25 protein-coding genes and 1 tRNA gene are annotated in these 26403 nt (G+C 38.8%); 10 read left to right on the top strand and 16 right to left on the bottom strand.

The features are described 5' to 3' along the window. The first annotated feature begins 8 nt into the window (after positions 1-8). The 3 genes from ACKGJN_RS02510 (at position 9) to ACKGJN_RS02500 (ending at position 2363) form a co-directional block, all read left to right on the top strand. Positions 9-1124 carry an NAD(P)/FAD-dependent oxidoreductase gene (locus ACKGJN_RS02510; protein ID WP_409537849.1) on the top strand — a complete coding sequence of 372 codons (1116 nt, stop codon included), beginning with the start codon at positions 9-11 and terminating at the stop codon, positions 1122-1124. A gap of 102 nt (positions 1125-1226) precedes the next feature. Next, a complete protein-coding gene (gene mtgA / locus ACKGJN_RS02505) occupies positions 1227-1895 on the top strand; it encodes a monofunctional biosynthetic peptidoglycan transglycosylase (protein WP_409537848.1) in 669 nt (222 codons plus the stop codon). 24 nt (positions 1896-1919) lie between these two features. Next, complete coding sequence (locus tag ACKGJN_RS02500) at positions 1920-2363, top strand: transcription elongation factor (RefSeq protein WP_409537847.1); 444 nt, start codon at positions 1920-1922, stop codon at positions 2361-2363. A 50-nt stretch (positions 2364-2413) separates the two neighbouring features. Here the strand turns inward: ACKGJN_RS02500 and ACKGJN_RS02495 are convergent, their stop codons facing one another. From ACKGJN_RS02495 to ACKGJN_RS02470, 6 genes are all read right to left on the bottom strand, one after another. After that, positions 2414-3385 (bottom strand): ABC transporter ATP-binding protein, encoded by a 972-nt coding sequence (locus tag ACKGJN_RS02495; RefSeq protein WP_409537846.1) that lies wholly within the window; start codon positions 3383-3385, stop codon positions 2414-2416. A gap of 234 nt (positions 3386-3619) precedes the next feature. Then, positions 3620-5776, bottom strand: a complete 2157-nt coding sequence (locus ACKGJN_RS02490; protein ID WP_409537845.1) for a prolyl oligopeptidase family serine peptidase — start codon at positions 5774-5776, stop codon at positions 3620-3622. 139 nt (positions 5777-5915) lie between these two features. Further along, on the bottom strand, positions 5916-6905 hold the full coding sequence (locus tag ACKGJN_RS02485; protein ID WP_409537844.1) for an aspartate-semialdehyde dehydrogenase: 990 nt from the start codon (positions 6903-6905) through the stop codon (positions 5916-5918). A 229-nt stretch (positions 6906-7134) separates the two neighbouring features. Beyond that, on the bottom strand, positions 7135-7572 hold the full coding sequence (gene mscL / locus ACKGJN_RS02480; RefSeq protein ID WP_409537843.1) for a large conductance mechanosensitive channel protein MscL: 438 nt from the start codon (positions 7570-7572) through the stop codon (positions 7135-7137). Positions 7573-7643: 71 nt separating this feature from the next. Beyond that, complete coding sequence (gene alr / locus ACKGJN_RS02475; RefSeq protein WP_409537842.1) at positions 7644-8753, bottom strand: alanine racemase; 1110 nt, start codon at positions 8751-8753, stop codon at positions 7644-7646. Beyond that, positions 8753-9394 carry a thymidine kinase gene (locus ACKGJN_RS02470; RefSeq protein WP_409537841.1) on the bottom strand — a complete coding sequence of 214 codons (642 nt, stop codon included), beginning with the start codon at positions 9392-9394 and terminating at the stop codon, positions 8753-8755. The genes alr and ACKGJN_RS02470 overlap by 1 nt, the downstream gene beginning before the upstream one ends. Before the next feature lie 208 nt (positions 9395-9602). On the opposite strand from ACKGJN_RS02470, the gene ACKGJN_RS02465 reads away from it, so the two are divergent. From ACKGJN_RS02465 to recJ, 4 genes are all read left to right on the top strand, one after another. Further along, positions 9603-10409 (top strand): hypothetical protein, encoded by an 807-nt coding sequence (locus tag ACKGJN_RS02465; RefSeq protein ID WP_409537840.1) that lies wholly within the window; start codon positions 9603-9605, stop codon positions 10407-10409. A gap of 27 nt (positions 10410-10436) precedes the next feature. Beyond that, entirely contained in the window at positions 10437-11108 is a 672-nt protein-coding gene (gene rsmI / locus ACKGJN_RS02460; RefSeq protein ID WP_409537838.1) for a 16S rRNA (cytidine(1402)-2'-O)-methyltransferase, read from the top strand. Between the two features lie 104 nt (positions 11109-11212). After that, a complete protein-coding gene (locus ACKGJN_RS02455; RefSeq protein WP_409537837.1) occupies positions 11213-11557 on the top strand; it encodes a HopJ type III effector protein in 345 nt (114 codons plus the stop codon). Between the two features lie 40 nt (positions 11558-11597). Then, positions 11598-13292, top strand: coding sequence for a single-stranded-DNA-specific exonuclease RecJ (gene recJ, locus ACKGJN_RS02450; RefSeq protein WP_409537836.1), 1695 nt, complete (start codon positions 11598-11600; stop codon positions 13290-13292). Between the two features lie 53 nt (positions 13293-13345). On the opposite strand, the gene ACKGJN_RS02445 is transcribed toward recJ, so the two are convergent. Together ACKGJN_RS02445 and ACKGJN_RS02440 are read right to left on the bottom strand one after the other, a co-directional pair. Next, positions 13346-14104, bottom strand: a complete 759-nt coding sequence (locus tag ACKGJN_RS02445) for a UDP-2,3-diacylglucosamine diphosphatase (protein WP_409537835.1) — start codon at positions 14102-14104, stop codon at positions 13346-13348. A gap of 122 nt (positions 14105-14226) precedes the next feature. Then, positions 14227-14703, bottom strand: a complete 477-nt coding sequence (locus ACKGJN_RS02440; RefSeq protein ID WP_409537834.1) for a 6-pyruvoyl trahydropterin synthase family protein — start codon at positions 14701-14703, stop codon at positions 14227-14229. 102 nt (positions 14704-14805) lie between these two features. On the opposite strand from ACKGJN_RS02440, the gene ACKGJN_RS02435 reads away from it, so the two are divergent. Then, positions 14806-15459, top strand: a complete 654-nt coding sequence (locus tag ACKGJN_RS02435) for a 2OG-Fe(II) oxygenase (RefSeq protein WP_409537833.1) — start codon at positions 14806-14808, stop codon at positions 15457-15459. Here the strand turns inward: ACKGJN_RS02435 and ACKGJN_RS02430 are convergent, their stop codons facing one another. The 4 genes from ACKGJN_RS02430 to ACKGJN_RS02415 form a co-directional block, all read right to left on the bottom strand. After that, complete coding sequence (locus ACKGJN_RS02430) at positions 15460-15591, bottom strand: hypothetical protein (protein WP_409537832.1); 132 nt, start codon at positions 15589-15591, stop codon at positions 15460-15462. 3 nt (positions 15592-15594) lie between these two features. Beyond that, positions 15595-15759, bottom strand: coding sequence for a hypothetical protein (locus ACKGJN_RS02425; protein WP_409537831.1), 165 nt, complete (start codon positions 15757-15759; stop codon positions 15595-15597). A gap of 94 nt (positions 15760-15853) precedes the next feature. Then, a complete protein-coding gene (locus ACKGJN_RS02420; RefSeq protein ID WP_409537830.1) occupies positions 15854-16621 on the bottom strand; it encodes an enoyl-CoA hydratase/isomerase family protein in 768 nt (255 codons plus the stop codon). A gap of 232 nt (positions 16622-16853) precedes the next feature. Next, positions 16854-18179: an MATE family efflux transporter gene (locus tag ACKGJN_RS02415; protein WP_409537829.1), complete on the bottom strand. Its 1326-nt coding sequence runs from the start codon at positions 18177-18179 to the stop codon at positions 16854-16856. A gap of 143 nt (positions 18180-18322) precedes the next feature. Here ACKGJN_RS02415 and ACKGJN_RS02410 point away from each other — a divergent pair, with 143 nt between their 5' ends. Both ACKGJN_RS02410 and ACKGJN_RS02405 read left to right on the top strand, forming a co-directional pair. Continuing rightward, positions 18323-19945, top strand: a complete 1623-nt coding sequence (locus tag ACKGJN_RS02410) for a M14 family metallopeptidase (protein WP_409537828.1) — start codon at positions 18323-18325, stop codon at positions 19943-19945. Positions 19946-19957: 12 nt separating this feature from the next. Beyond that, complete coding sequence (locus ACKGJN_RS02405; protein ID WP_409537827.1) at positions 19958-21697, top strand: M14 family metallopeptidase; 1740 nt, start codon at positions 19958-19960, stop codon at positions 21695-21697. 244 nt (positions 21698-21941) lie between these two features. Here the strand turns inward: ACKGJN_RS02405 and ACKGJN_RS02400 are convergent, their stop codons facing one another. The 4 genes from ACKGJN_RS02400 to ACKGJN_RS02385 all read right to left on the bottom strand — a co-directional run bounded on the left by ACKGJN_RS02400 (position 21942) and on the right by ACKGJN_RS02385 (position 26356). Next, the gene (locus tag ACKGJN_RS02400) at positions 21942-22448 is read right to left on the bottom strand and encodes a GNAT family N-acetyltransferase (RefSeq protein WP_409537826.1); all 507 of its coding nucleotides are present in this window, start codon (positions 22446-22448) and stop codon (positions 21942-21944) included. A 113-nt stretch (positions 22449-22561) separates the two neighbouring features. Continuing rightward, positions 22562-22635, bottom strand: a tRNA-Ala gene (locus ACKGJN_RS02395). Positions 22636-22713: 78 nt separating this feature from the next. Continuing rightward, entirely contained in the window at positions 22714-23610 is an 897-nt protein-coding gene (locus ACKGJN_RS02390; RefSeq protein ID WP_409537825.1) for an alpha/beta hydrolase family protein, read from the bottom strand. Next, positions 23597-26356: a PD-(D/E)XK nuclease family protein gene (locus ACKGJN_RS02385; RefSeq protein WP_409537824.1), complete on the bottom strand. Its 2760-nt coding sequence runs from the start codon at positions 26354-26356 to the stop codon at positions 23597-23599. The genes ACKGJN_RS02390 and ACKGJN_RS02385 overlap by 14 nt, the downstream gene beginning before the upstream one ends. Positions 26357-26403: the final 47 nt, after the last annotated feature.

Below are 26403 nucleotides of genomic sequence, written 5' to 3'. Positions count from 1 at the left end.
ACAAAAGTATGAACCTTTCTTACTGGGAATACCAATCCTGGATTTCAAATATAGATTATACCATCGTGGGAAGCGGAATTGTAGGCCTGAATACGGCACTTCATTTAAAGAACCGTTTTCCGGATTCAAGGATATTGATCCTGGAAAGAGGATTTCTACCGAATGGAGCCAGTACTAAAAATGCCGGTTTTGCTTGCTTTGGTAGCTTATCGGAAATTTTGGATGACCTGGATTCCCACTCTCCCCAGGAAGTTGTGGAGCTTATTCAAAAACGAAAAAAAGGCCTTGAATTTCTTCGGAAAAATCTCGGAGATGATGCTATTGGATACAAATGCTATGGCGGATATGAGCTTTTTCTCCCTGAAGATGAACAACTTTATAAATCCTGCGTTGCCCAAATAAAGGTGGTTAATGATTTAATAAAACCGGTTTTTGGAGAAGACGTATTTGAGACCAAAGCGAATATTTTTGGTTTTAAAAATATAAAAGAACCGTTGATATACAACAAATTTGAAGCACAAATCAATACAGGGAAAATGATGGAAGTACTGCTGCAAAAAGTGCAGGCGGCGGGAATAAAGATTCTTAATTGTATCACGGTAGAGGATTTTTCAGAAAATAATACTTCGGTGGAGGTGAAAACAGATAAATTTCAGTTCCAAACAAAAAAATTACTCATCGCTACTAATGGATTTGCTTCCAAAATGGGTGTTTCAGAAGTAAAACCAGCAAGAGCACAGGTTTTAATTACAAAGCCTATTAAGGATCTTAAAGTGAAAGGTACCTTTCACCTGGATAAGGGCTATTATTACTTCAGAAATATAGACGACAGAATTCTGTTTGGAGGAGGAAGAAACCTTGATTTCAAGGCTGAAGAAACGACAGAAATGGAACAGACCGACCTTATTCAAAACAAACTGGAAGCTCTTTTGAAATCCACGATATTACCTGATATTCCTTTTGAGATCGATCATCGATGGAGCGGAATCATGGGGGTGGGCAGCACAAAAAAACCTATATTAAAACAACTTTCTAATAATGTTTATTGCGGTGTGCGGCTTGGTGGGATGGGAGTTGCTATTGGGAGTCTGGTAGGAATGGAATTAGCAGAAATGGTTGAATAATATGAAATGAGCATTAAGGAAACCAGATGCAAACACCAATGAAAATATGCGAATTATTCCCCAGCTATCGGGAGACCAATAAAAAACAATAGGGTTCTATATATGAAACGAATACTAAAATTTTTACTAAAGCTTATAGCGGGATTTTTTTTGTTCACTATTTTTTTCGTGATCCTGTACAAATGGGTCCCCGTGCCTTTTACACCACTAATGGCTATTCGCTATTTTGAGAATCCGGAAGAGCCAATCCAACATGAATGGGTTCCTATAAGCGAGATCTCCCCACATTTACAACTCGCCGTTATTTCCAGTGAAGATCAAAATTTTTTAAATCATAGCGGATTTGATATAAAGGCGATTGAAAAGGCCATGGATGAAAATAAAACCGGAAAACGCCTTCGGGGGGCGAGCAGTATTTCCCAGCAAACTGCTAAAAACGTTTTTCTATGGCCTCAGCGCAGTTGGTTTCGAAAGGGGCTTGAAGTTTATTTTACGTTCATGATCGAACTTTTTTGGAGCAAGGAACGTATTTTGGAAGTGTACCTTAACAGCATTGAAATGGGGAAAGGAATTTATGGTGCTGAAGCTGCCTCCCAGGCCTGGTTTAATAAATCTGCAGGGAAACTATCGGCGTATGAAGCTGCAGCTATTGCGGCTATTTTGCCAAACCCAAGGCGATACCGGGCAAATCCTGCCAGCAATTATATCAACCAGCGCAAAAACTGGATCGTTCGTCAAATGCAGAATCATGGCCGGTTTCATTTAAATTAATCAGTCTTCCTAAAATAAACAACCTTGAAAGAACAGCTATTCGAAGCCTGTAAAAAATATCTGCATCATCGGATTAATCGGATTTTAGCGGCTATGAAGGATCTTGAAGAATCCCTTGAAAATGAATCCAAAAGCAGCGCTGGCGATAAATATGAAACCGGTAGGGAAATGATCAATCTGGAATTTGACAAACTAACCGGACAGTTAGGCGAATTTAGAAAATTGGAGAGAACCCTTACAATGGCCCGGAGAAAAGCTCCTGCTAATACCATACAACTTGGAAGCCTTGTGAAAACTTCTGTCGCCAATTATTTTATAGTTATCCCAGCGGGTGAAATTTTAGATGGAAATGAAAAATTTTATGCGATTGGAGCAAATTCTCCGGTGGCGCAGGCTCTTTTAGGTAAAAAGGTAAAAGAAAGTTTTGATTTTAACGGGAATACAAATGAGATTCTTTTGGTTGAATAGAAGTTATTAAACTAGACCTCACAGGTTTTCGAAACCTGTGAGGTCTAGTATCAGTTCCTTATTCGGGATTTGATCAAATCCCCGGAAACCTCAACCCCCACAATTTCTCCTTTGGCCAATTCCCTGGAATGTTCAAAATAGATGATTTCACCATTCAATTCTGCTTTGATCAGAAAGTTTGCTCCCTTAAAATAACTTTGTAAAACCCGTGCGTTTAAATAGGATTTTGAAACAACTTTTACTTCATTAGGATACAGTAATACTTTTTTTCTGCTTTTTTCTGAAGGAACAAGATTCTTTAAACTAAGCGAATTTACATCCCCAAACAGGGAAGCAACATATTTATCCTTCGGATTGGAATAAAGCTGCTGTGGGGTATTCTTAGCGTGGATTTTGCCGTTTTTGAGAACGATTGTTTTATCGGAAAAAGAAAGCGCATCCGTACTGTCATGCGTCGCAATAATACAGGTGACGTTACGCTCCTTCAGATAAGCGAAAAGTCTTCGGCGTAAATTGTTTTTTCTGAAATGATCTATGTGGCTGAAGGGTTCATCTAAAAGCAGCAATTCCGGTTCATTGGCAAGGGCTCTTGCCAGCGCAACCCGTTGTTGCTGGCCGCCGCTTAAGGTTTTGGCTTTTGCTTTAGCAAGATCTTCCATTTCCACCACTTCCAGCAACTCCTTGATCCGGCGTTTTTTCCTGACGGGATACATATTGCTTAAATACTTTCCCACATTATCTTCTACACTTAAAGGTGGCATTAAATCGAAATCCTGTGCGAGGTATTTGATAAATGGCTCCCCGGGGACCAGATTGAATTCAGGGCCAAGGAGCTCTTTTTCCTTCCAGAATATTTTTCCATCGGAATTATGCAGACCGTAAATAAGTTGTAATAAGGTGCTTTTTCCGCAACCACTCGATCCAATGATGGAGATATTTTCACCTTCTTCAACGCTGAAATTTATGTTCTTTAAAACCGGAATTTCAGTATAAGCGAAGGATACTTTTTTAATTTTCAGCATAAATAAAGGGTGCTATTCAAGTAAATAGCGGTAAAAATACGACTTGTTACAGCCAAATCAAATAATAGAAGGAAAACCCTATTAATACCTCAAACCCCTTTTTATTTCACCCTTTCAGGGCAAACTAACACCACCTTTTAGACGAGTTTGTGAGGGCAACTGCTTCATCAAATAAAAAATGCCTCCGAAAGTTATTCCGGAGGCATTTGTATCAAGATAACTGAGGATGAAAAATTATCCTTTCACCTTCTTATTTATTTTATTGGGCAAAACTTCAAACCCCATATTATAGAGTGTAAACCCAAATATGTCGGCATATTCATCTATTATCATTGAAGTGGGTTTTCCTGCACCATGGCCGGCTTTGGTTTCAATGCGTATTAGAACAGGATTATTTCCTGCTTGTTTTTCCTGTAGTTCAGCTGCAAATTTAAAGGAATGTGCAGGAACCACGCGGTCGTCATGATCTCCTGTAGTTACCATCGTTGCAGGATATTCAATGCCCTCTTTTACATTATGAACGGGAGAATAACCATATAAATAATCAAACATTTCCTTATCGTCTTCTGAAGTTCCATAATCATAGGCCCATCCGGCTCCGGCGGTAAAGGTGTGGTATCTCAGCATATCCATCACGCCTACTGCAGGCAAAGCTACTTTCATCAACTCCGGTCTTTGGGTCATTGCTGCACCTACCAGCAATCCGCCATTAGAGGCTCCGCGTACCGCCAAATAATCGCTGGAAGTATAATTTTCATTTATCAAATATTCGGCTGCAGCGATAAAATCGTCAAAAACGTTTTGTTTTTTCAGTTTTATTCCGGCATTGTGCCAGTCTTTTCCATATTCTCCACCTCCACGTAAATTGGGAACCGCATAAATGCCGCCTTGTTCCATCCAAACAGCATTAGCAATGCTGAATGATGGGGTCAGGCTTATATTAAACCCTCCATAACCGTAAAGAATGGTGGGATTTTTCCCGTTGAGTTCAAGTCCTTTTTTATGAGTGATGATCATTGGGATCTTTGTGCCGTCTTTTGAAGTATAAAAAACCTGCTTGCTTTCAAAGTCTTCAGGATTAAAATCAATGTCCGGTTTATTGTATAACTCAGAAGTTCCGGCTTCAATAGCATATTTATAGATACTTCCCGGAGTTATATAGTTCGTGAAGGAGTAATAAAGTTCTTCTTTATCTTTTTTGGCTCCAAATCCACCAACAGAGCCAATTCCCGGCAATGCTACTTCCCGTATCAACTTTCCTTCGTAATTGTATTGTTTAACCTGAGAAACCGCATCTACCATATAATTGGTGAAGAAATACCCACCACCGGTGGAAGGGCTCAATACATTTTTGGTTTCAGGAATAAAATCTTTCCAGTTTTCCGGAGTTGGGCTGGAAGCATCGACTGTAACAATTTTTTTATTTGGAGCATCCATATTTGTTACGATATAGAGTTTGCTGCCCTCATTTTCTATCACATAGGTATCTGAACCTTCATTATCAAGAATGCTAACCAGTTCTGCATCTTCTTTGGTAAGATCCATCATAAAAAGTTTCCCGCCTGAAGTGGAGTTTCTTGCTGAAATAAATAAATAGTTGTTATCTTCAGAAACCGATCCGCCTACATAGCGATGTTTTTGGGCATCGGTTCCGCCAAAAACGATCTTGTCTTCGCTTTGTTTGGTTCCAAGCTTATGATAAAATAACCTGTGCTGATCTGTTTTTGCTGAAAGCTCGCTGCCTTCAGGTTTTTCATAACTTGAATAGTAAAAACCTTCATCGGCCTTCCATGAAACTCCGCTGAATTTTACGTCTATTATGGTATCTTCAATTACTTCCTTAGTTTCGGTATCCATAACAAGAATCTTTCTCCAGTCGCTACCGCCTTCAGAAATACTATAGGCCGCTTTTGAACCGTCTTTAGAAAAATTCAATCCACCAAGGGAAGTTGTTCCGTCTTTGCTGAATTTATTGGGATCTAAAAAAACTTCAGCTTCAGCATCCTGATCTTTCTTTCTGTAAACAACATATTGATTTTGAAGTCCGTCATTTTTAAAGAAGTAGGTATAATCTCCTTCGGTAAAGGGAGCGCCTAATTTTTCGTAATTCCATAATTTGGTTAGCCGCTCGTTCAGTTCCTTTCTGTAAGGAATTTGATCGAGGTAGTTATAAGTTACCTTGTTTTGTGCTTTTACCCAATCCTCGGTTTCCGGACTTCTGTCATCTTCGAGCCATCGATAGGGGTCGGTAACTTCAGTTCCGAAGTAATTGGTAACGGTATCTACTTTTTTGGTTTCTGGATAGTTCAAGGAGGTGGTTTCATTTTTGGAATTGTCATTACAGGAGAATAAAACGACTACAGCGAAAATTCCGGGTATTATTTTTTTCATTATTAAGAATTATATGGTAAACTCAAAAATAGGGTTTTTAGTTGAAATTAACGTTCCCTTAAAAACACACAAGGTCCGGTGTTCATCGATGTTGATTAACGTTGGGCAAAATGCAGGGATTTGTTATCCACAACAATACTTACACAATTTTATTTTCCACTAGATATTCGGCGATTTGTACTGCATTGGTAGCAGCTCCTTTTCGTAAATTATCGGCTACAATCCACATATTCAGAGTATTGGGTTGCGAATAATCTCTGCGAATCCGTCCAACAAAAACATCGTCTTTTCCTTCTGCATAAATTGGCATTGGATACGTATTCAATTCGGGATTATCCTGTACGGTTACACCGGGAAAATCACTTAGGATCCGTCGTACATCCCCTTCGGTAAAATCATTTTCAAATTGAATATTGACCGATTCACTATGACCACCAACCACCGGAATCCGGATTGCCGTTGCAGAAACCAAAACCGTATCATCTCCCAATATCTTTTTGGTTTCATTGGTAAGTTTCATTTCCTCTTTAGTGTAACCGTTTTCTGTAAAAACATCACAATGTGGAAGTGCATTTTTATGAATTGGATATGGGTATGCCATTTCTCCTTTTGCTCCCTTATATTCATTTTCCAATTGCTGAACAGCTTTTACTCCGGTTCCTGTAATGGATTGATAGGTGGAAACCACCACGCGTTTGATGGTGTATTTATCGTGCAAAGGTTTTAGCGCCATGAGCAACTGTATTGTAGAACAGTTTGGATTGGCAATAATTTTATCTTCTGAGGTCAGTTCACCGGCATTGATCTCCGGAATGATCAGTTTTTTTGTTTTGTCCATTCTCCAGGCCGAAGAATTATCTATTACGGTGGTGCCATTTTCGGCAAATTTCGGTGCCCATTCCAAAGAAGTGTCACCTCCGGCTGAAAACAGGGCAAGGTCCGGTTTAAGATCTACGGCTTCCTGCAAACCTATTACCTTATAGGTTTTGTTTTTAAATTTTACCTCGGTTCCAATAGATCGCTCGGACGCTACGAGGTATAATTCTGAAAACGGGAAATTGCGTTCTTCCAATACCTTTAAAATTATAGTGCCTACCATTCCGGTGGCTCCAACTACTGCTACTTTCATATTTAGTGTTTATTAAACCTCACAGGTTTTAAAAACCTGTGAGGTTTGTTTTTGTAAAATACAAATATATTATTCAAAATATAATTTGATGCCCCGCACCGTTTAATTTTAACTCCAATATTTCAAATTAAACACAATTGTGATTTTTGTTATAAAAATAACCCCTGCCGAAGCAAGGGTTTAAAATTAAAAAATAGGTAGTGTAGCGGTGTGCGTACTTTTTATTGATTTAAATATTCCCTGGCTTGTTTTGTCGTTTTAATTCGTCTCTAATTTCAATAAGCAATTCTTCCTGAGTAGGTCCTTTTGGAGCTGCAGGAGCTTCTTCTTTTTTCTTTTTAGATCTTTCATATGCGCGAAGCACTAAAAATATAAAGAATCCTACAATTATAAAATGGATGATAGCATCTATTAAATTACCATAGGTTATAATAGCAGCCTCGGCTTCAATTGCAGCTTCCAAGGTTTCATAGGAATTTCCATCCAGGGAAAGAAATTTTTGAGAAAAAGCTTCTCCTCCTGTCATCAGACCTATAAGAGGCATAATAACATCGGAAACTACAGAGCTTACAATTTTATTAAAAGCTGCTCCAATTACTACCGCAGTAGCAAGGGCAACAATATCACCTCGTAGTAAAAAGGTTTTAAAATCTTTAAAAAATCCCATTTTGTTGGCTTTTGGTTAATTAAAAGCAATTTACATAAAAAATTAGCACTCGTTTTAAAAAGACTGAAAATTTATTCAGGTTTGATTATTCGCTTAACCCGCTGGGAAATTCCGGTAATTAATTCATAGGAAATAGTCTTTCCTTTTTCAGCAAATTTGGTAGCGGGCTGAATTTCACCAAAAATAATGACTTCATCGCCTTCTTCGCATGGAATCCCCGTGATGTCTATCATTAACATATCCATGCAAATATTCCCGATAATGGGGGCAAAGTGACCAATAACAAAAACTCCGGCCCGTTCGTTCCCGAATTGCCGGTTGATCCCATCGGCATGACCTATGGGCAATGTAGCAGTTTTCATGGGTCCGGCAGCTTTATATGCCCGGTTATATCCTATGGTTTCCCCCTTTTCAATAGGATGGATTTGTGAAATGATGGTTTTAAGTGTGCCAACAGGCTTTAAGTGTTTGTCGATTTCCATATCGTTAGAAAAACCATAAAGACCAATTCCGCTGCGTACCATATCAAAGAGGGCTTCCGGATAATTGATGATCCCGGACGTATTACAAAGATGTAATATGGGTTTATACTTGAGGGCATTCATGAAAAGCCTTGCCATAGTGCTGAATTTCCCTATTTGCCCCAATGTAAATTCCCGTTCCCGCCAGTCTTCACTAGCGGCAAGGTGTGAAAACACCCCTTTAATTTTAATGGCATTGGTATTGGAAAATGCATCAAAAATCATTTCCAGTTCCTTTTCAATAAAACCAAGTCTGTTAAGACCGGTATTCAGTTTTATATGAACTGGATAATCTTTTTGCCCAAGTTTTTCAGCAGACTTTATAAATTCCTTCAGAACAAATTCACTGTAAATACTTGGTTCCAGGCAATGTTCTATAATGCTTTCAAAATTTACAGATTGCGGATGAAGCACCAGGATTGGGTCTTTTATTCCGGCTTCCCGCAGTGCAATCCCTTCAGAAGTATAGGCAACAGCAAAAAAATCGATGCCAAGTTCGCTGAGTTTATGAGCAACTTCACCAGCCTCACTGCCATAGGCAAAAGCTTTCACAACGCCCATCATCTTCACATTTTCCGGAACTTTTGAACGTAAATAGCGATAGTTATGGGCGAGTGCGCCAAGATCTATTTCAAGAATAGTTTCCCGTGTTTTTGGCATTAATCTGATTTTTTGATGGATTCCAGAGTTTCCGCATCGGTTACCGGAAATTGTTTTACTCGTTCTTTAAGCATCGCCTTATAATAAGCTCCGCGGCTTAAAGGTTCATATTCTTCATTTTCTCCTAAAAAGACGATATCATCATTAGACGCTTTTCTATAGCTAAATTGTGCCAAATTTCCGGTACGGGTGCATACTGCGTGTACTTTGGTTACATATTCTGCCGTTGCCATCAAATTAGGCATTGGGCCAAAGGGATTCCCTTTAAAATCCATATCCAGTCCGGCAACGATTACCCGTACCCCGCGGTTGGCCAGGTCATTGCAAACGGTTACGATCTCATCATCAAAAAACTGCGCCTCATCAATTCCCACCACATCGCAACCATCAGCCATCAGCCGGATGGTGGCAGCAGATGGAACAGGCGTAGACCTAATTTCATTGGCGTCATGAGAAACTACCATTTCCTCGTGATAGCGCTTGTCTATAACCGGTTTAAAGATCTCTACCTTTTGTTTGGCAAATTTGGCTCGTTTTAACCTGCGGATGAGTTCTTCGGTTTTACCGGAAAACATCGATCCACAGATAACTTCTATCCAGCCAAATTGCTCCTTATGATTTACTGTATTTTCGAGAAACATTTTGTAATTTTCAATGCCGAAAAGGAAATATGCCTAATCTGCATAAAGTTGACACAAATTTATTAAAAATACAACCGGTTAAGCAGGATGGTTCTTTAAATTTGTAAATCAGGCTGAAAAAAGAATAAGGCACTACCGACTTTAATTTTGGTAAAATTTTTGCGGCATATTGAGTCAGTTAGTCTTTGTAACTTAAATACAATCCAGAATGAAAAAGAAATTGCACGCCGAATTGAAAGATCTGGCAACTAAAATTCTAAATAATAGTGAGGATAATTCTACTTCTTTCTTAAAGAATCAAGTGCTTGGATTATACGAAAAACTTACGGTTTTAGATTTCACCGAAAAAAATCTCGAAGCTTTTTCTTCTAATATATCTTCTGAAGAAGAGTTGAATAGAAAAGAATCTAAAGTAGAGCAGGTTGAGGTTGCTTCCAAAAATGAAACCTTGGATCCTCCTGCATCGGTTGATAATAAACAGGAAGAAAAGGATGATTATCTGCCAGATGGAACCCAATACAACGATTCCGATGCTCTTACCGAACCCAATACAGAAAAAATTAAGGATATCGTTGCCCAAATGCCACCGGAAACTCAAAATGTGGATAATTTAATCAACACTATAATTTCCAAAAACGGTTTGGATAAATCTACAGAAACCCCTTCAAAACCTAAAAAGGATTTCCGTGACATTGGAGTAGATTATGATAATTTGCCAAATTTTGAACCTGTAAAAAAACAGGATAAAGAAGAGCGCCCAAGATCTTTGAACGATCGCTTAAAGAACGGGATTAATATTGGACTTAATGAGCGGCTGGCTTTTATTCGTCATCTTTTTGATGGAAAAACAGCCGATTATAACAGGGTGATTTCCCAAATTAACACCTTTGATTCTGTAACCGAGGCTAAGAAATTTGTTCAGCTGTTGGTAAAACCCGATTATAAAAACTGGGTCGGAAAAGAGGAGTATGAGCAAAAATTTATGGAGTTGGTGGAAAATAAATTCAAATCCTAAATTCCTTCTGAAAATTCATTTCTGAAAATGTCGAAATTATATTTGGTCCCCACCCCTATTGGTAATCTTGAAGATATGACTTTTCGCGCCATTCGGGTGCTGAAAGAGGTTGATTACATCCTCGCTGAAGATACCCGGAACAGCGGAAAATTACTGAAACATTTTGAAATAAATACCCCTATGCACAGCCACCATATGCACAATGAGCATAAAACGGTGGAAACCATTGTGCGAAGGATCCTAAACGGAGAAACTTTTGCACTTATAAGCGACGCCGGAACTCCGGCAATTTCAGATCCCGGATTTTTACTTGTTCGCGCCTGCGTAGAGGCCGGAGTTGAGGTAGACTGTCTTCCCGGAGCAACAGCCTTTGTGCCTGCTTTGGTGAACAGTGGTTTTCCTAATGATAAATTTATTTTTGAAGGTTTCCTGCCGGTAAAAAAAGGCAGGCAAACCAGATTGACCTTCCTGGCAGAAGAGCAACGAACCATCATTTTTTATGAATCTCCACATAAACTCCTAAAAACCTTGTCGCAGTTTGCTGAATTTTTTGGGTCCGACAGGCCCATTTCTGTTTCCAGGGAAATTACTAAACTTCACGAAGAAACCATTCGCGGTACGGTTGCTGAAGTTTTGGCTCATTATACACAAAAACCGCCAAAAGGCGAGATCGTAGTGGTGGTTTCAGGAAAAAAATAACACTATTTTTTTATATTTTCACACCCCTTTAAATTCCAAGAAGCAGAAAACGAATAATTAATTGTGCACTAATACGTAATTGGTGATCACAGAAAAAGATACCTATGAACCCTACCCAATTTATCACAGCCTTAAAACAGGATCCCAAAGAAAATGAATTTTTAAGGACCATTCAGGTTATTGAGGATCATTATAACTTTACACCTTCCGCATTCACTAACGGGGATCTAAAGAATAACCCTGGGGAAAATAACGGCAGCTGTAAGATCTTTGCCTTTGCAAAACTTGAGGGGCTAAGCGAGTATTTCACCCTTTCTTGTTTTGGAAAATATTATTTTGATGATGTTCTTGAAAATTTTGATGCCAAAAATCATCTTAATATTAGAAATTTCATGAAAACAGGATGGGATGGAATAGAATTTAAAGGAAATCCATTAGAGAAAAAATAAGTTTCTTTTAGTATCTTAAACTATATAAACCAAACAGAAAATGCGCTGGACGCTAAAACCAAAACCAAACCCTGAAACCGTTACAAAACTCGCTTCTCAGCTTGGAATAGAAATTCCGGTGGCGTCTCTTTTGGCACAAAGGGGAATTGAAGATTTTGAATCGGCAAAAAAATTTTTTCGGCCTTCTTTGGAGGATCTGCATGACCCGTTCCTGATGAAGGATATGAATCTGGCCGTTGAAAGGATAGCGAGAGCAATCACTTCCGAAGAAAATATTATGGTTTATGGGGATTATGATGTAGACGGTACCACAAGTGTAGCTTTAATTTCATCCTGGTTAAAAACTTTTTATCCCAATGTGGCCACCTATATCCCGGACAGGTATGATGAAGGTTATGGGATCTCCTATAAAGGGATAGACTTTGCAGCCGATAATGACATTAGTTTAATCATCGCTTTGGATTGCGGTATAAAAGCAATTGACAAAGTAGCGTATGCTTCTGAAAAAAATATCGATTTCATTATTTGCGACCATCACAGGCCTGGAGAAAAAATCCCAAAAGCGGTTGCGGTGTTGGATCCAAAACGGGAGGATTGTGAGTATCCATACAAGGAGCTTTGTGGCTGTGGAGTTGGGTTTAAACTGATGCAGGCCTGGGTAATCCAGAATGGGTATTCTATGGATACGCTGTTGCCCTATCTCGATCTTGTAGCTACCGCAATAGGAGCAGATATTGTCCCAATTACAGGAGAAAACCGCATTCTGGCCTATCATGGGTTACGGGTTATCAATGTTGCACCACGCCCCGGATTTAAGGCAATTATAAAACAAATAAAAAAAGAAACCCTTACTATAACCGATGTGGTTTTTATAATTGCTCCCCGCATTAATGCAGCCGGGAGAATGAAACACGGACTTTATGCTGTGAATTTGTTGGTGGAAGAAAATCAGGAAACCGCTGATCTTTTTGCTTCAGAAATAGAAACCTTTAATTCAGACAGAAGGGAAGCAGATAAAGCCATTACCGCAGAAGCCCTTGTGCAAATTGAAGAACTGCGGGAAAAGGAACGGTTTACAACCGTAGTTTATGATAAAAACTGGCATAAGGGCGTCATTGGGATTGTCGCTTCCAGATTAACTGAAACCTATTACAGGCCTACATTGGTTTTTACTAAAAGCGGAGATAAACTCGCTGCTTCGGCCCGGTCTGTAAAGGATTTTGATGTGTATGATGCACTGGAGGGATGTAAAGAATTCATCGAGCAATTTGGCGGACATAAATATGCTGCAGGACTCACGCTTTTGGAATCAGACTATGAAGGTTTTAAACAGAAATTTGAGGAAGTAGTTGCTTCTAGTATAGATAAACGACTTCTGATTCCAGAAATAGCTATAGACGCAGAGCTGGCACTGGATGATATTTCTCCCAAATTCCATAGGATCCTGAAGCAATTCGCTCCTCATGGTCCCGGGAATATGTCCCCGGTATTTCTTACCAAAAACCTAAAAGATACCGGTTATGGGAAATGTGTGGGCGGGGACGATCTTCATTTAAAATGCAGGGTGAAACAAAGTCATACTTCTGTATCTATTGATGCAATTGGCTTTAACCTGGGCAATAAAAGTGAACTCATCACAGATAAGAAAAAATTCAATGCCGTGTATTCCCTTGATGAAAACGAATGGAATGGGAATGTAAGTTTGCAATTGAAATTGAAGGATATAAGTTCGTAAAATATCGAAATCCAGTTGAAGATTTAAACTTTGGAAAAATTCAATGAAGAATTTTAAACCTGGAATATTTTCAGCTTTAATTCATTTCCATCAAACTCTCCATAGGTATAATGAGAAATCCAGTCGCCTAAATTGATGTAGGTAGATTTGCCATTCAGGTCAATTTCCAAAGGAAGATGGCGGTGCCCGAAGATGAAATAATCGTAATGTGTAGTTTCCAGTTTTTGCTTGCAATATTGAATAAGCCATTCACCTTCCTCACCTTGAAATTTTTGATCCTCTACTCCCGATATCATTTTGTTTTTAACCGATAAATGTTTCGCTAAAGGCACACCTATATCCGGATGCAGCCATCGATACAACCATTTTGAGACAGGATTTGTGAATACCTTTTTCATACGCTTATATCCATGATCTCCAGGCCCCAGGCCATCTCCGTGACCCACCAGAAATTTTTTGTAGTTGAATTTAAATTCCTGTGGTTTGTGAAAAACAGGAATATTCAATTCCTTTTCAAAATAATCATCCATCCAGAGATCATGATTTCCAACAAAAAAATAAATGGGGATTCCGCTGTCGCGAATTTCGGCAAGTTTTCCAAGGGTTCGTACAAAACCTTTTGGGACTACATGTTTATATTCAAACCAAAAGTCGAAGAGATCGCCAAGCAAAAAAATAGCCGCAGCATCTTCTTTGATTTCATCCAGCCATTTCACAAACCGAAGTTCCCGTGGTTTGCTTTCCTCTTGGGTAGGTGCACCCAGATGATTGTCGCTCGAAAAATATATTTTTTTGCCTCGGGGAATGTTCATAGAATTAATCTGAACTGTAAATATAAAATAATTTCGGTTTGGACCTTGAAGTAATGAGGATTTGGTAAAGTAACCCTTCCGTCTCAATCTTCTGCCTGGAAAAAAAGGTTAGGAGCCTTTTTTTACTCCCTCTTTGGGGGCTGGGGGGCTTCCTGATCACTTGCATACCACTCTGCAAAGGAAGATTCGGTTTCCTGAAGCCTTAGCGAGTGTAACTTGATGTGATCCGGCAACCGGTTTTTTATTTTTTCAGAAAAATCCACTACCATATTTTCACTGGTAGGTTGATATTCTACTAAAATCACGTTATGGTCCCGACTTTCAAGTTCCCTGGCAAGCTCAATGTGTGGGGTGTTTTTATTAAAAACCGTCGCATGATCAAAAAGGTCCACAATTTCAGATTTCACGATCTTTTTTAGATCGCCAAAATCTATCACCATTCCGTATTTTACATTAGTTTTATCGGTAATTGGGTCGCCTATTACCGTTACGCTTAATTTATAACTGTGCCCGTGAACATTTTTACATTTGCCATCGTACCCGTATAGAGCGTGGCCGGTTTCAAAAGAAAATTGTTTGGTGATCCTGATCTTGCTCATAATCGTTATTTGGTGCAAAGATAAAGATTTTTATCACCTTAAATTTAAGATACAACCAAAGCTTTCCTGCAGTATATTTGGCGTCTTTTTAAAATATATATTATGATTAGTTCTTCTTCTGAATTGTTTGAACAACTGGAGTTTAAGGAAAATCCGCTTTATGAAAAGATTATTTCCGGGTTGCTGGAGGATCAATATTGTATAGTGGAGGATTTTTTTGACGCCGAAGAAGTGGGTTCTATAAGAACTGTACTTCTTAATAAATATGAAGAAGAGCGTTTTAAAAAAGCGGCTATTGGCAATAGGGTAAATGAAACGATTGAGAAAGCGGTGCGGGGTGATTTTATTCTGTGGATCAATGAATCTGAAGCGGGGGAAGCAGAGCAGCTATTTTTTAGAAAGATAAACGCGCTTGTTGAATACCTCAATAAAACCTGCTTTTTGGGGATCCTTCAGAAGGAATTTCATTATGCCATTTATCCTGAAGGAACTTTTTACAAAAGGCACCTGGATACTTTTCAAAATGACGACCGACGAAAACTTTCCCTTGTGTGTTATTTAAACGATGAGGATTGGAAACCTGAAAATGGCGGGGAACTGGTGATTTATAAGGAAGAAAACGGCGTTGAGGTTGCAAAAAGCATTTATCCCTTTCCAGGAAGGGTGGTGATCTTTGAAAGTCAGGTGCTGGAACACGAGGTAAAACCCGTAAAAACAACCCGGTTAAGTATTACAGGTTGGTTAAAAACGCGTTGATCACTTTTTGAATTTCTTATATAGTACAACTCCAATTAATGCAATTGCCAGGATAAGCCAAAGCCCCATCCCACTTAAAAAACTGAAAATAGTGTAGGTTTCTTCACTTACAGGAATATCGTTTTGAATCATGATTTAGTGTTTTTTCATATAAGACCTTGCGTAAAAAAAAATGGCAAGAATTACAATGATCCCAATGATATACCAAAGGTTTCCCATAATAAATTCCCAAATGGTAAATCCCCATTCCTGTTCAGGAGTGGGTTGTTGATCTTTAGGTATCTCGAGTTGAAATGACATAAGTTTTATTTTTAGAAAGGTATTTAAATTAAATGTGATCGTTTTGGCTAAAACCCCTTTTTTTCAAGCTTTAAAGGTTAATGAATCTGATATTCTATTTTTTAAATCTGGATAATGCCTGTTTTGAAAATTCTGAAAGCACCAATTCCCCACTGATTGCAGCTCTTTCATGAAGCAAATTTTTCCAGCTTGCCGTATTTTCCCAAAGGATCCTTTTCATTTCCAGCAGCGCCTGTGGGTTATAAGAGGCCAGTTTTTCTGAAAAAAGGAGTATTTCATTATCCAGCTCTTTAATGGAGTCGAACACCTTTGCATATAAACCTTTTTCCTTAGCCCAATAGGCATTTTTCCATTCGTGCGCTGCCAGGCTCAGTTCTGCCAGCCCGGAAATGCCAATTTTGCGTTCCACCGCCGGAGCGATCACAAAAGGTCCTATCCCAATGCTTAATTCGGAAAGTTTTATCGAGGCAGCTTCAGTGGCCAGAACGTAATCACAAGCGGCAGCGAGTCCAACTCCTCCGCCAACGGTTTTTCCCTGGATTCGGCCAATGATCAGTTTATTACAATCCCTCATGGCATTGATTACATTGGCAAAACCGGAAAAAAACAATTTCCCCTGTTGCATACTCTCCACGGCTACAAGTTCATCAAAAGAAGCACCGGCACAAAAGGCCTTTTCTCCTTCCGATTTTAACACGATCACATTCACACTTTCATCTTCTGAGAGGGTTTGAAATCCCTTTTGAAGTCGTTCCAGTAATTCTGAAGGAAATGAATTGCTGGCCGGATGTCCAAATTCAATTGTTGCGATCTTGTTCTCAATGCTTATATATAAACTTCCGTTTTCCCGGGTTGTGGTCATAGCTGGTGAATTTTATCAAATGTAAGTATAATGCTTTATAAAGTGCAGTCCTTCCTTGGTTCAAACTCCGGTTTTAACTGATTTTTAAGGTAATTTCTAGCGATTTCCCAAGAAAACAAAAGGCAATCTCATCAATTTAAACTAATTTTTAATATTTATTAATTCGTGCATTGGTGGCGGGAAGAACGATTTCATCATAGAAATTCTTCAGATTTATTTATTAAAAGCTTGATCAAATCTCCTTTTTCAAATATTTTCTTCGGAATTGAATTACAAGTGCACTGCTGCGAATAAGCATCCATACAAAGAAAGCGATCCAGATGGCATAGAGTTTCATTCCGAAGTGATCTGCGATAAGCAATGCAGGAGTGAATCCTAAAAATGTAGCTGCAAGTAAAAGATTCCGAAGATATTTTGCTTCTCCCAGTCCTTTAAAAATTCCGTCGAACATAAAGGCGATCGCATTTACCGGCTGCATTAATAAAACCAGCCAAAACACAGAATAAAAAAGCATTAGAACGCTGTCTTCCTTATTAAAGATAAGCCCAATCTCATCATAAAACAGGGCGCAAATCCCCATTAAAATAAAAGCTATAAAAACTGAATATTTACTGATCTTTTTGCTTAGTTCCCACAAGCTTTTATAATCCCTGGCGCCCAGGAGCTTGCCTCCAATCGCATTTCCGGCATTTGCATAACCATCGATAAAAAAGGAGAAAAACAGCCAGATGTTCATAAGGATACTTTGTGCCGCGATATAATTTTTGCCATAACCTGTGGCATATGCATTGGCGAGATAGATAGCAAAATTAAGTGCAGCGGTGCGAACAAATAGATTTGCAGCCATAAGAAGCAGGCCTTTTAACTGTGGATTGATATTAAAACTCAGTTTTAAATGAAAAGGCGTCTTTTTAAAGAAAAACCATAATGCCATAACCAGCATTGTAGCCTGTGCAGCAAGACTTGCGTATGCGGCACCTTTTAAATGCATGGCCGGAATAAATCCTTCAATTCCATAAACAAGAGTGAAATCTAAAATTACATTGACCAGGGCGCCGGTGATACTGCATTTCATTGCCCACAAGGTATTTTGGAGTCCGCGAAAAATACCAAATATTGCGAAGGTCACCAGGGTTAGCGGATATCCTAAAGCACGAATTTGATAATATTCTTCAGAATAACTTAAGATTAAACCTTCCGCATTGTAGGCTGAGAAAATAGCTTCAGCAAAAAAAGCAGTAGTTACATAAATCACAATGCTGAAGAGAAGGTTGAAATAGATTGCCTGTGGAATCAGGGTTTTTACCGCGTGCAAACGATTTGCTCCTAAATGCTGGGATACGATAGAAGAAATCGCGGTTTTTGTTTGTGCCACGATCCAGATAATGGCCGAAAGAAAAGAACCAACAATTCCCGCTGCGGCAAGGGACTCGATGGGGTTTTTATCTACATTTCCTATAATGGCAATGTCGGTTAAAGAGATCAGGGGTTCTGCAATCCCGGCAATAATTGCAGGGATTGCTAGGCGGTTGATATTTTTAAAACTTATTGCAGACAATCTTAAAATTTGAAGGGTAAATATAAAATAAGAAATTGCTTTAAGAGCGATGCTTTCAGGAGAATTTCAGCTGGATTAAGTAGAGATACTTAATAAAAATCCTATTTTTGAAGGATTACTATCAATAATTATATTCAACCCCTATGAATCAAAATCTAATAGGCCTGTTTGCAGTTGCTTTCTTCGGAATATTTTCAGCCACCGCACAGCAGGATTACCCAACAAACCGGGAGGTAGCCCAACGACTGCAGCAAATGGCCTCTTCGGGAAATGCAAAATTAATTTCACTCACTAAAACAGAAGGCGGACAGGATATCTGGGCGCTTCAAATAGGAATAGATGATCTTGAGAATAAACCGGCAATCGCTGTTACAGGTGGCGTGGAAGGCTATCACGTGTTAAGTGTGGAACTGGCGCTTCAGGTTGCAAATAGATTGTTAAAAGATCATGCTGAATTGCTGGAAACCACCACCTTTTATGTGTTTCCAAATATGTCTCCGGATGCTTATTCGCAATATTTCAGCAATATCAAATATGAAAGAAGAGGGAATTCGGTGAAAATCGATCATGACAGGGATGGCAGATTGAGCGAAGACGGTTATGAGGATTTAAATAAAGATGGATTTATAACAAAGTTTCGGGTAGAAAGTGCTTTAGGGGAGTATGTGCCTCACGAAAAAGACCTCCGGGTTTTGGTGAAAGCAGAAAACGGTGCTAAAAGTGAACCCCGCTATATGATGTTTTCTGAAGGAATAGACAATGATAAAGATGAAAAATATAATGAGGACCCGGAAGAGGGGATCGCGTTTAACAAGAGCCTGACTTACAAATTTCCCGCATTTGAGCCTTATGCCGGGGATTACCCGGTTTCGCAAAAAGAAAGCAGGGTTTTGCTGGATTACCTGTTCGAGCGATGGAATATTTTTGCATTTGTAACTTTCAGTCCGGCCAATAATCTTTCAGCTCCTTTAAAATTCAACAAAAGTGATGCTGAAAAAAGGATTGTGAGCTCTATGCTGGAAAAGGATGTGGAACTCAATAAGATGGTTTCAGAAATTTATAATGAAACAATTCCGCATAAAGCCTACAATCAGGAAAATCAGGGTACAGATGGGGATTATTTTCAATGGGCTTATTTTCACTTCGGAAGATTGAGTTTTAGCACTCCGGGATGGTGGGTGCCGGAGGTTAAATTGGAAATCCAAGATTCTACCGAAACCAAAAAAGTAAAAGTTACTCCGGAAACCAACTTTTTGGCCTGGGCAGAAAAGGAAGATCTGAAAAATATATTTATTCCATGGCAGGAAGTTAATCACCCCGATTTCCCAAATCAAAAAGTTGAGGTTGGCGGGATTAAACCTTTTGTTATGGTAACTCCACCATACCGAATGGTGGATAGCATTGCTGAAAATCATACGAATTTTATAGTGAAACTCGCTGAAATTCAGCCTAAACTGGAATTTCACAATTTTAAAACAGAAAAACTGAGTGGAGGTTTAACCAGGATCACCGTAGATTTACTTAACAATTCCCCGCTTCCAACACATTCAGAACTTGGAGAAAGATCCAGGTGGCTTCAAAAATTACAGGTTACCCTTAGTAAGGATAAAAAAGACATACTTGCAGGGAATACGATTAAACTGGTTGATAAACTTGGCGCTTATGAAAAAGAGACGCTTTCCTGGATTGTAAAAGGTGGGGGAACAGTAACTATAAAAGTAGGAGCGCCGCATACGGGGTACGCAACTATGAATGTAAAACTTTAATTTTTGGCGAAAATGAATTTAAAAAATATAAGAAATACTGCGATTTTAGGGTTTTTCAGTTTGTTGCTGAATATTCCAACGGGACAGGCACAAGAGAAATTTTTTAGGGCTATTGGGACTCCACACGAACCGGAAGTCACGGTAAGCTGGAACAGGTATTATACCTATGAAGGGATCGTGGATATTATGCAAAAGATCGCAAAGGCGCATCCGGATCTTGCAAAAATTGAAAGTATTGGAAAATCATTCCAGGGTAAGGATATCTATTTATTGACCATTTCTGATTTTAAGACAGGCGATCCTTCTAAAAAACCGGCGATGTATATCGATGGGAACATACACTCCAACGAAATACAGGGTGCTGAATTTTCCCTTTATACTGCCTGGTACCTAACAGAAATGTTTGATGATCTTGATTTCATTCGGGAACTGCTTCAGGACAAGACATTTTACATCAACCCAACCATTAATCCTGATGCCCGGAATGAATATATGAATAATCCGAACACTCCGCATTCTCCAAGATCCGGAATGATCGTTCTTGATAATGATGGCGACGGACAAGCCGGGGAAGATGGATTTAACGATTTAAACGAAGATAATCATATCACGATGATGATTCGGAAGTCACCTACCGGAAGATATATTAAAGATCAAATGGATGATAGAAAACTTATAAGGGTTGCTGCTGAAGAGAAGGGGGAATATGAAATGTTGGGTTACGAAGGGATAGATACCGATGGGGACGGGGAAGTAAATGAAGATGGAATTGGCTATTACGATCCAAACCGTGACTGGGGATGGAAATGGCAGCCGGATTATGTACAGCGGGGAGCCTATAAATATCCTTTTAGTTTGCCTGAAAACCGTGCGGTCATGGAATTTGTGATGAAACACCCCAATATTGCAGGCGCACAGAGCTATCATAATTATGGTGGAATGATCTTAAGAGGTCCGGGAGCCGAAGAAGATAAGGATACCTACAACCAGGACGATGTAGAAATCTATGATGCTATTGCAAAAAAAGGGGAGGAAATGATCCCGGGATATAGATACCTGGTGGTTTACAAGGATCTTTATTCGGTTTTTGGAGGGGAATTGGACTGGTTTTACGGGAGCCGCGGCATTTATACCTATACCAATGAATTGATGGTTTCTTACCTTTATTTCCATCAAAATGAAGGCCGTGGGAACCAAGAGGAAGAAATGAAGGTAGACAGGTATTTAACCTTTGGAGATGCCTTTGTAGATTGGGGAGAATATGATCATCCGCAATACGGAAAAATCGAAGTTGGCGGATTTAAAAAGAATTTTGGCCGTGCACATCCTGGATTTTTACTGGAGCAGGATGCACATAGAAACATGGCCTTTACTATATATCACGCATATCACACTCCAAAAATCAGTATTTCTGATGTTAAAGAGGAAAACTTGGGTGGTGGTCTAAGGCAAATAACCGCCACAATTTATAACGAACGTTTAATGCCTACCCACAGTAGTCAGGATCTTAAATATAAGATCGAACGGCCAGATTATGTTATAATTTCCGGCGCTAATGTGGTAACCGGAATGGTGGTAAAAGATGTCGATTTCAATAAAGTGGAAGAACAGAAGGTGAATCCGGAAAAAATATTGGTGGCTAACATTCCGGGAATGAATTCAGTAAAAGTTCGCTGGATCGTGTCAGGAGGAGGGAATTACCAGATAAAGGTAGATTCTGCCAAAGGTGGAGTTGCTGAATGGAAGAAATAAAAACCCTCATTGATGGTTTAATTGCCGAGGCCTGCCCGAGTCATTAGACGGGCTTACCTTGCTCTTGGGATTTTGTCCCGAGGTTTTTGGGTTACTGAGTAAAAAGCCATCGTTCTCTATTGAGGATGATGGCTTTTTACTTTAATTGTATTGGGTTTTTCCCCATTTTAGGATTTTTGCTGTTGCATTTTGCTGGATATAAAACCTTGGCTTATAGTTATTTCTAATGAATTCTGTCAGATTTTTACAGAATTAATTCATAACAATGAAAAGGATTTTCACTTTGCTTCGGAAAATAGATGTCTCCTAATTTTTGATAACCCCTGATTTCATAAAACCGTTGATTTCTTATGTTCTTGCTGAAGGTATCAAGTCTAACAGATACAAAATCATTGAGCCTGGCATAATCTTCGGCAAAATCCATCAGTTTTTTTCCGTAACCTTTACCCCAAACCGAAGGATGAACCGCTAATCTGTGTACATAAAGGTTGTTGCCATTTTTGGTCAACCAATGAATTGGAAAATACTCTTTGTCCATAAATCCGGTAAGAACAATTATTCCCAGGATTTTCTCTTCGTCTTTAAGTACAAATAGTTCTCTTTTTTCAATATCTGCCTGCAATTTTTCTAAAGACGGGTAATGCTCATTCCACTGAAAAATCCCTTTTTCCTGCATGGCAACGGCACAGGCTTCAGTAAGAGATTTTATCTCTTGAAGGTCTTTTGCTTCGGCAAGACTTATTTTATTCATAGGATAAACATTAGGTATTTGGACAGGATAAATTCAAACTAAATTAAGACATATTTTACTAAGTCCGAAGATTGTTTAAAAAGCAAAAACCACCCTAAAAAGAGTGGTTTTCGTGGAGAATATCGGAGTCGAACCGATGACCTTTTGGCTGCCAGCCAAACGCTCTAGCCAACTGAGCTAATCCCCCTAATTTCGGATCCAAAGATAAACAAAAATTTAAAGTGGTAAAATCTTATTTAACTTCATTATTAATTTCTGCTGAAATTCAGGTGGCAGTATTATTTACGGTATTTTTGATGAGGTCCTCCTTTTCGGTATCCATAAATTCCAGAGTTTTATCGAGTACATGCTTAAATGCTTTTGGCAATTCGCTATTGTCCCAGGGATGAGAGGTATTGTACACATGATCTGCATCTTCAACCAGAAGAAGATCGGGAAAAGGGGTCCAGTCGAATAAATTCCCTGAATCACTTATAGAGACGGAAGTATCTTTGCTTCCGTGAACTATTAAGTGCGGAATATCAAGTTTTTTGGTGGCCCTGGAGATTGTTAAACGTTCTTCGTTTTCTTTAAAATTGGTATAGAATTGAAAATGATGCGGCAATTGTTGTTTTGTGCGGGTATTCACTATATAACTCACGCCTTTTTCTTTCCATTTTTTCAAGGCTTTTTCTGCGGGAAAACGGGAACCGAAATCACTCACAGCGGAGAACGTTACCAGTTTATCGATTCGGTTTTCCTCTGCTGCTTTAATAATTGAAATCCCGCCTCCCCGGGAATGACCTATCAAATTTATTTTGGAGCTATCCAGTTGGGTTCCGTGCTCAAAATCGGGCAGGAGAAGCCAGTCGATTACCGATTGAAGATCATCGAGCTCCTTGATGTAATTGTTTTCTCCAAAAGCTTCAATATCGATAAATTCTGTAGGATTTTCAGGAGTAGTGGCATTGTGTGAAAAATTGAATTTGACGAAAAAATATCCGTTCTCCGCAAAGAATTCTGCCATTTTATCCCAGGGTCCCCAATCTTTAAAACCTTTGTATCCGTGGCAAAATATAACGACGGGTTTTTCCTTTTCATCATCAATAAAAAACAGATCGGTTATAATTGTTTTTTTGTGCCTTCCTTCAATTTGGATATTTGTTTGCTTAATAAGTTCCATACGCTGTTTTTATCTCTTTTTCATTAAATGCGATTTCCGGATCGCATATTTCCAAAATTAGTTTTTTCAGTTGTTCCCTAAATTTTTCCAGGATGGCTTCATCTAAAGTCGTTTTTTTAATCGCTCCCCGTCCGGGTTTATCTTTTTCAGCAAACTTAAGGAATCCCGCTTTAAGATTTTTAAACGATATTACCCCGGCTTCCACATCCAATCCGGGATTTTTACCTTTTAGCAGCATTGCGCCATACATCAATACCTGGAAGGGTTTGGCGTATTTATCATAATCTGTTGTCAATAAATCCCAGTCGGTTATTTCTAACTGATTCTGAAGTACTTTCCCGGTTTTATAATCTATGATTCTTAAAATACCATCGGTAACATCTACTCTGTCGACATTTCCCCGAATATTTACAGGAAAATCCAGTTCTTCTATCACCAACGGGGTTTTTAAATTGGTTTCTATCTCCCGTATCTCAATTATCTTTCCAGATCTTAATTCCTCTAATTCCGTTTTTAAGAAATTGGTAACATAGCGTTTTACCACTTCAAATATCAGGAGATTTTTCCCAATTGAAAGAGGTACTTCGCTGTAATTTTCTTTAAATTTTTTAATCACTGCTTCCGGCGTTTTCCGGATAAATTCCTCCACTAGCTCAATACTTAGTTGCTTACCTTCAAGCGGCTTGTAAAATGCCTCTAAAGTTTCATGTACCACAGTTCCTAAGGTGTTATGTGCAACTGTTTCCTCCACCTCTTCCTTATCCCGGATGCCCAGCACATATTGAATATAAAAGTCAAGAGGATTCCTAATGTAAGTGGTGAGTGCTGAAGGGGAGAAGCCTTTTTCGGCAAGAGCTTTAATCTTTTCAAGGAGCTCCGGGGTTTTTTGTACGCTTTGCAGTTGATTGTCTATTTTAGGAACATCCGGAACTATTACAAAGTTTTTGATGTTGTGATATGCTTGTTTTTCGAGATCCAGCTGAATCAAAAACCGGCTTTTTTCGCCTCCCATCTGGCTATCGGTATCTGAATTGTGTAAAAGGTATATTTTTTTGGCTCTTTGCAGAAGGTGGTAAAAATGATAGGTGTAAACCGCATCCTTTTCTTTGTAAGTAGGCAGGTTGTATGCTTTTTTAAGTTCGTACGGAATAAACGAATTATTGCTTTTCCCGGCGGGGAGCGTTCCTTCATCTACAGATGTAAGGATGACGGTTTCGAAATCCAAGACCCTTGATTCCAGCATTCCCATAAGTTGCAATCCCTGAAAAGGTTTGCCCTGAAAATCCAGCATTTTAAGGCTGCTTAATTCTTTGTAAAAATTTTGAAGGGAAGCTGTTGTTTTAAGATGAGGATACTTTTTAACCAGCTCTGTTAGCTGTTCTATAACTTTGTGGTATTGATACAGATATTCAAGATTTAGTTCATCCTTTTCCTCCTGAAGCAGTTCCCGGATTTTTATGATAAGATCATTAAAATTTTGAAGGATTCCCAGGGGAGCGATTTTCCCTTCGATAAAACAATGGGAGACCATGGATTTTCCTGTAGCCGAAAAGAGATCCATAATCTGATCTTTTGAAAGATAAAGAAGATTATTTTTTTTGATAAAGCCTATCACTTCATCCGACTTGTTTTTTGTGGCTTTTTGAATGATGGGATTGCTAAGAACTGAAATTACATCCTTGTAATAGAATTGGTTTTTTTCAAGTTTCAGAATCTCAAATAATTTTTCAAAAAGCGAAGCGAAGGGGCTAAATTTCAGGGGGTAGCCCATAGTGATATTCAGCGCTTCAATAGAATTCGGCAGGGAATTTAACATGGGTAACAACAACCCCTCGTCACCAAGAACCAATGCGGTAGCATTGATTTGCTCTTTACTTAGGCTATCAAGGATCTCACCCACATATTTGGCCTGGCCTATATTCTTTGGGATTCCAATTATTTCTATGTCCTTTTTGGTGTTGTAATTTCTAGAGGTTTTCTCAAATTTATGCTCTTTATAATAGTTCCAGGTTTTTTTATATTCCCTCATAAACAAAGAAACATCATGATCCCTATCCTGAAAATGAACTTCGTCTATATCCCAGAATATCTGGGAATCATATTCCAGCATTTTCTGAATGATGCGTTGCTCGGCCGCATTTAATGCGTTGAAACCAATGAAAACGTGTTTTTGGTCTTGATGTTGAGCATATTCTTCAATTTTCTCTGAAGCCTGCCGGTAGATTAACCCCTGATATCCCTGGTTTTTTTCCAACAGATTATTTTGGAGGCTTTTATAGTATTCAGGTAATTTTTTCCAGAATTGAAGGTAGTTTTTTACCAGATCGGATTTTTCAGGTTGTAAATACCAATGTTTGATATCCTGAATTTCAGAGAGGTAATTGAAAATGGAGTCCGGGGGAATTAGGTACCGGTCTATTTCATTAAAATCGTGAAGCAGGGTTTGCGCCCAATTGCTGAAGCTATCAAAATCCTCGGTGTGTTCCTTAGGTGTTAACTCTAAATAAACTGAATAAAACTCAAATAAGGATGTAGTACCATCTATTGTTTTGAGTCCTGAGATATTTTCTGAAAATTCCTCGATACTTAAAATTGTAGGAGAAAAAACAGGTTGTTTTATAATAGCAGAAAGTTCTTTCCTTAAAAAAGAACCGGCTCTTTTGCTGGGTAAAATAAAAGTGATCTCAGAAAGGGTTTCGCCTTGATTTTGGAGCTTTTGAAGAATTTCAGAAATAAAAGATATCATTGGCTAAAAATAGAAAACGCCCCGTAATTACGGGGCGTTTTTTAAAA

Source organism: Gillisia xinjiangensis (assembly GCF_046298265.1).
GTDB lineage: Bacteria > Bacteroidota > Bacteroidia > Flavobacteriales > Flavobacteriaceae > Gillisia > Gillisia xinjiangensis.
Note: the sequence above shows the minus strand (reverse complement) of the source record. Positions and strands in the feature narration are given on the sequence as shown.

What these genes read in the sequence shown, in the direction of transcription:
- ACKGJN_RS02510 (WP_409537849.1), top strand. Translation starts at nt 9, where the DNA reads ATGAACCTTTCTTACTGGGAATACCAATCCTGGATTTCAAATATAGAT.
- mtgA (WP_409537848.1), top strand. Translation starts at nt 1,227, where the DNA reads ATGAAACGAATACTAAAATTTTTACTAAAGCTTATAGCGGGATTTTTT.
- ACKGJN_RS02495 (WP_409537846.1), bottom strand. Translation starts at nt 3,385, where the DNA reads ATGCTGAAAATTAAAAAAGTATCCTTCGCTTATACTGAAATTCCGGTT.
- ACKGJN_RS02490 (WP_409537845.1), bottom strand. Translation starts at nt 5,776, where the DNA reads ATGAAAAAAATAATACCCGGAATTTTCGCTGTAGTCGTTTTATTCTCC.
- ACKGJN_RS02485 (WP_409537844.1), bottom strand. Translation starts at nt 6,905, where the DNA reads ATGAAAGTAGCAGTAGTTGGAGCCACCGGAATGGTAGGCACTATAATT.
- mscL (WP_409537843.1), bottom strand. Translation starts at nt 7,572, where the DNA reads ATGGGATTTTTTAAAGATTTTAAAACCTTTTTACTACGAGGTGATATT.
- alr (WP_409537842.1), bottom strand. Translation starts at nt 8,753, where the DNA reads ATGCCAAAAACACGGGAAACTATTCTTGAAATAGATCTTGGCGCACTC.
- ACKGJN_RS02470 (WP_409537841.1), bottom strand. Translation starts at nt 9,394, where the DNA reads ATGTTTCTCGAAAATACAGTAAATCATAAGGAGCAATTTGGCTGGATA.
- ACKGJN_RS02465 (WP_409537840.1), top strand. Translation starts at nt 9,603, where the DNA reads ATGAAAAAGAAATTGCACGCCGAATTGAAAGATCTGGCAACTAAAATT.
- rsmI (WP_409537838.1), top strand. Translation starts at nt 10,437, where the DNA reads ATGTCGAAATTATATTTGGTCCCCACCCCTATTGGTAATCTTGAAGAT.
- ACKGJN_RS02455 (WP_409537837.1), top strand. Translation starts at nt 11,213, where the DNA reads ATGAACCCTACCCAATTTATCACAGCCTTAAAACAGGATCCCAAAGAA.
- recJ (WP_409537836.1), top strand. Translation starts at nt 11,598, where the DNA reads ATGCGCTGGACGCTAAAACCAAAACCAAACCCTGAAACCGTTACAAAA.
- ACKGJN_RS02445 (WP_409537835.1), bottom strand. Translation starts at nt 14,104, where the DNA reads ATGAACATTCCCCGAGGCAAAAAAATATATTTTTCGAGCGACAATCAT.
- ACKGJN_RS02440 (WP_409537834.1), bottom strand. Translation starts at nt 14,703, where the DNA reads ATGAGCAAGATCAGGATCACCAAACAATTTTCTTTTGAAACCGGCCAC.
- ACKGJN_RS02435 (WP_409537833.1), top strand. Translation starts at nt 14,806, where the DNA reads ATGATTAGTTCTTCTTCTGAATTGTTTGAACAACTGGAGTTTAAGGAA.
- ACKGJN_RS02430 (WP_409537832.1), bottom strand. Translation starts at nt 15,591, where the DNA reads ATGATTCAAAACGATATTCCTGTAAGTGAAGAAACCTACACTATTTTC.
- ACKGJN_RS02425 (WP_409537831.1), bottom strand. Translation starts at nt 15,759, where the DNA reads ATGTCATTTCAACTCGAGATACCTAAAGATCAACAACCCACTCCTGAA.
- ACKGJN_RS02420 (WP_409537830.1), bottom strand. Translation starts at nt 16,621, where the DNA reads ATGACCACAACCCGGGAAAACGGAAGTTTATATATAAGCATTGAGAAC.
- ACKGJN_RS02410 (WP_409537828.1), top strand. Translation starts at nt 18,323, where the DNA reads ATGAATCAAAATCTAATAGGCCTGTTTGCAGTTGCTTTCTTCGGAATA.
- ACKGJN_RS02405 (WP_409537827.1), top strand. Translation starts at nt 19,958, where the DNA reads ATGAATTTAAAAAATATAAGAAATACTGCGATTTTAGGGTTTTTCAGT.
- ACKGJN_RS02400 (WP_409537826.1), bottom strand. Translation starts at nt 22,448, where the DNA reads ATGAATAAAATAAGTCTTGCCGAAGCAAAAGACCTTCAAGAGATAAAA.
- ACKGJN_RS02390 (WP_409537825.1), bottom strand. Translation starts at nt 23,610, where the DNA reads ATGGAACTTATTAAGCAAACAAATATCCAAATTGAAGGAAGGCACAAA.
- ACKGJN_RS02385 (WP_409537824.1), bottom strand. Translation starts at nt 26,356, where the DNA reads ATGATATCTTTTATTTCTGAAATTCTTCAAAAGCTCCAAAATCAAGGC.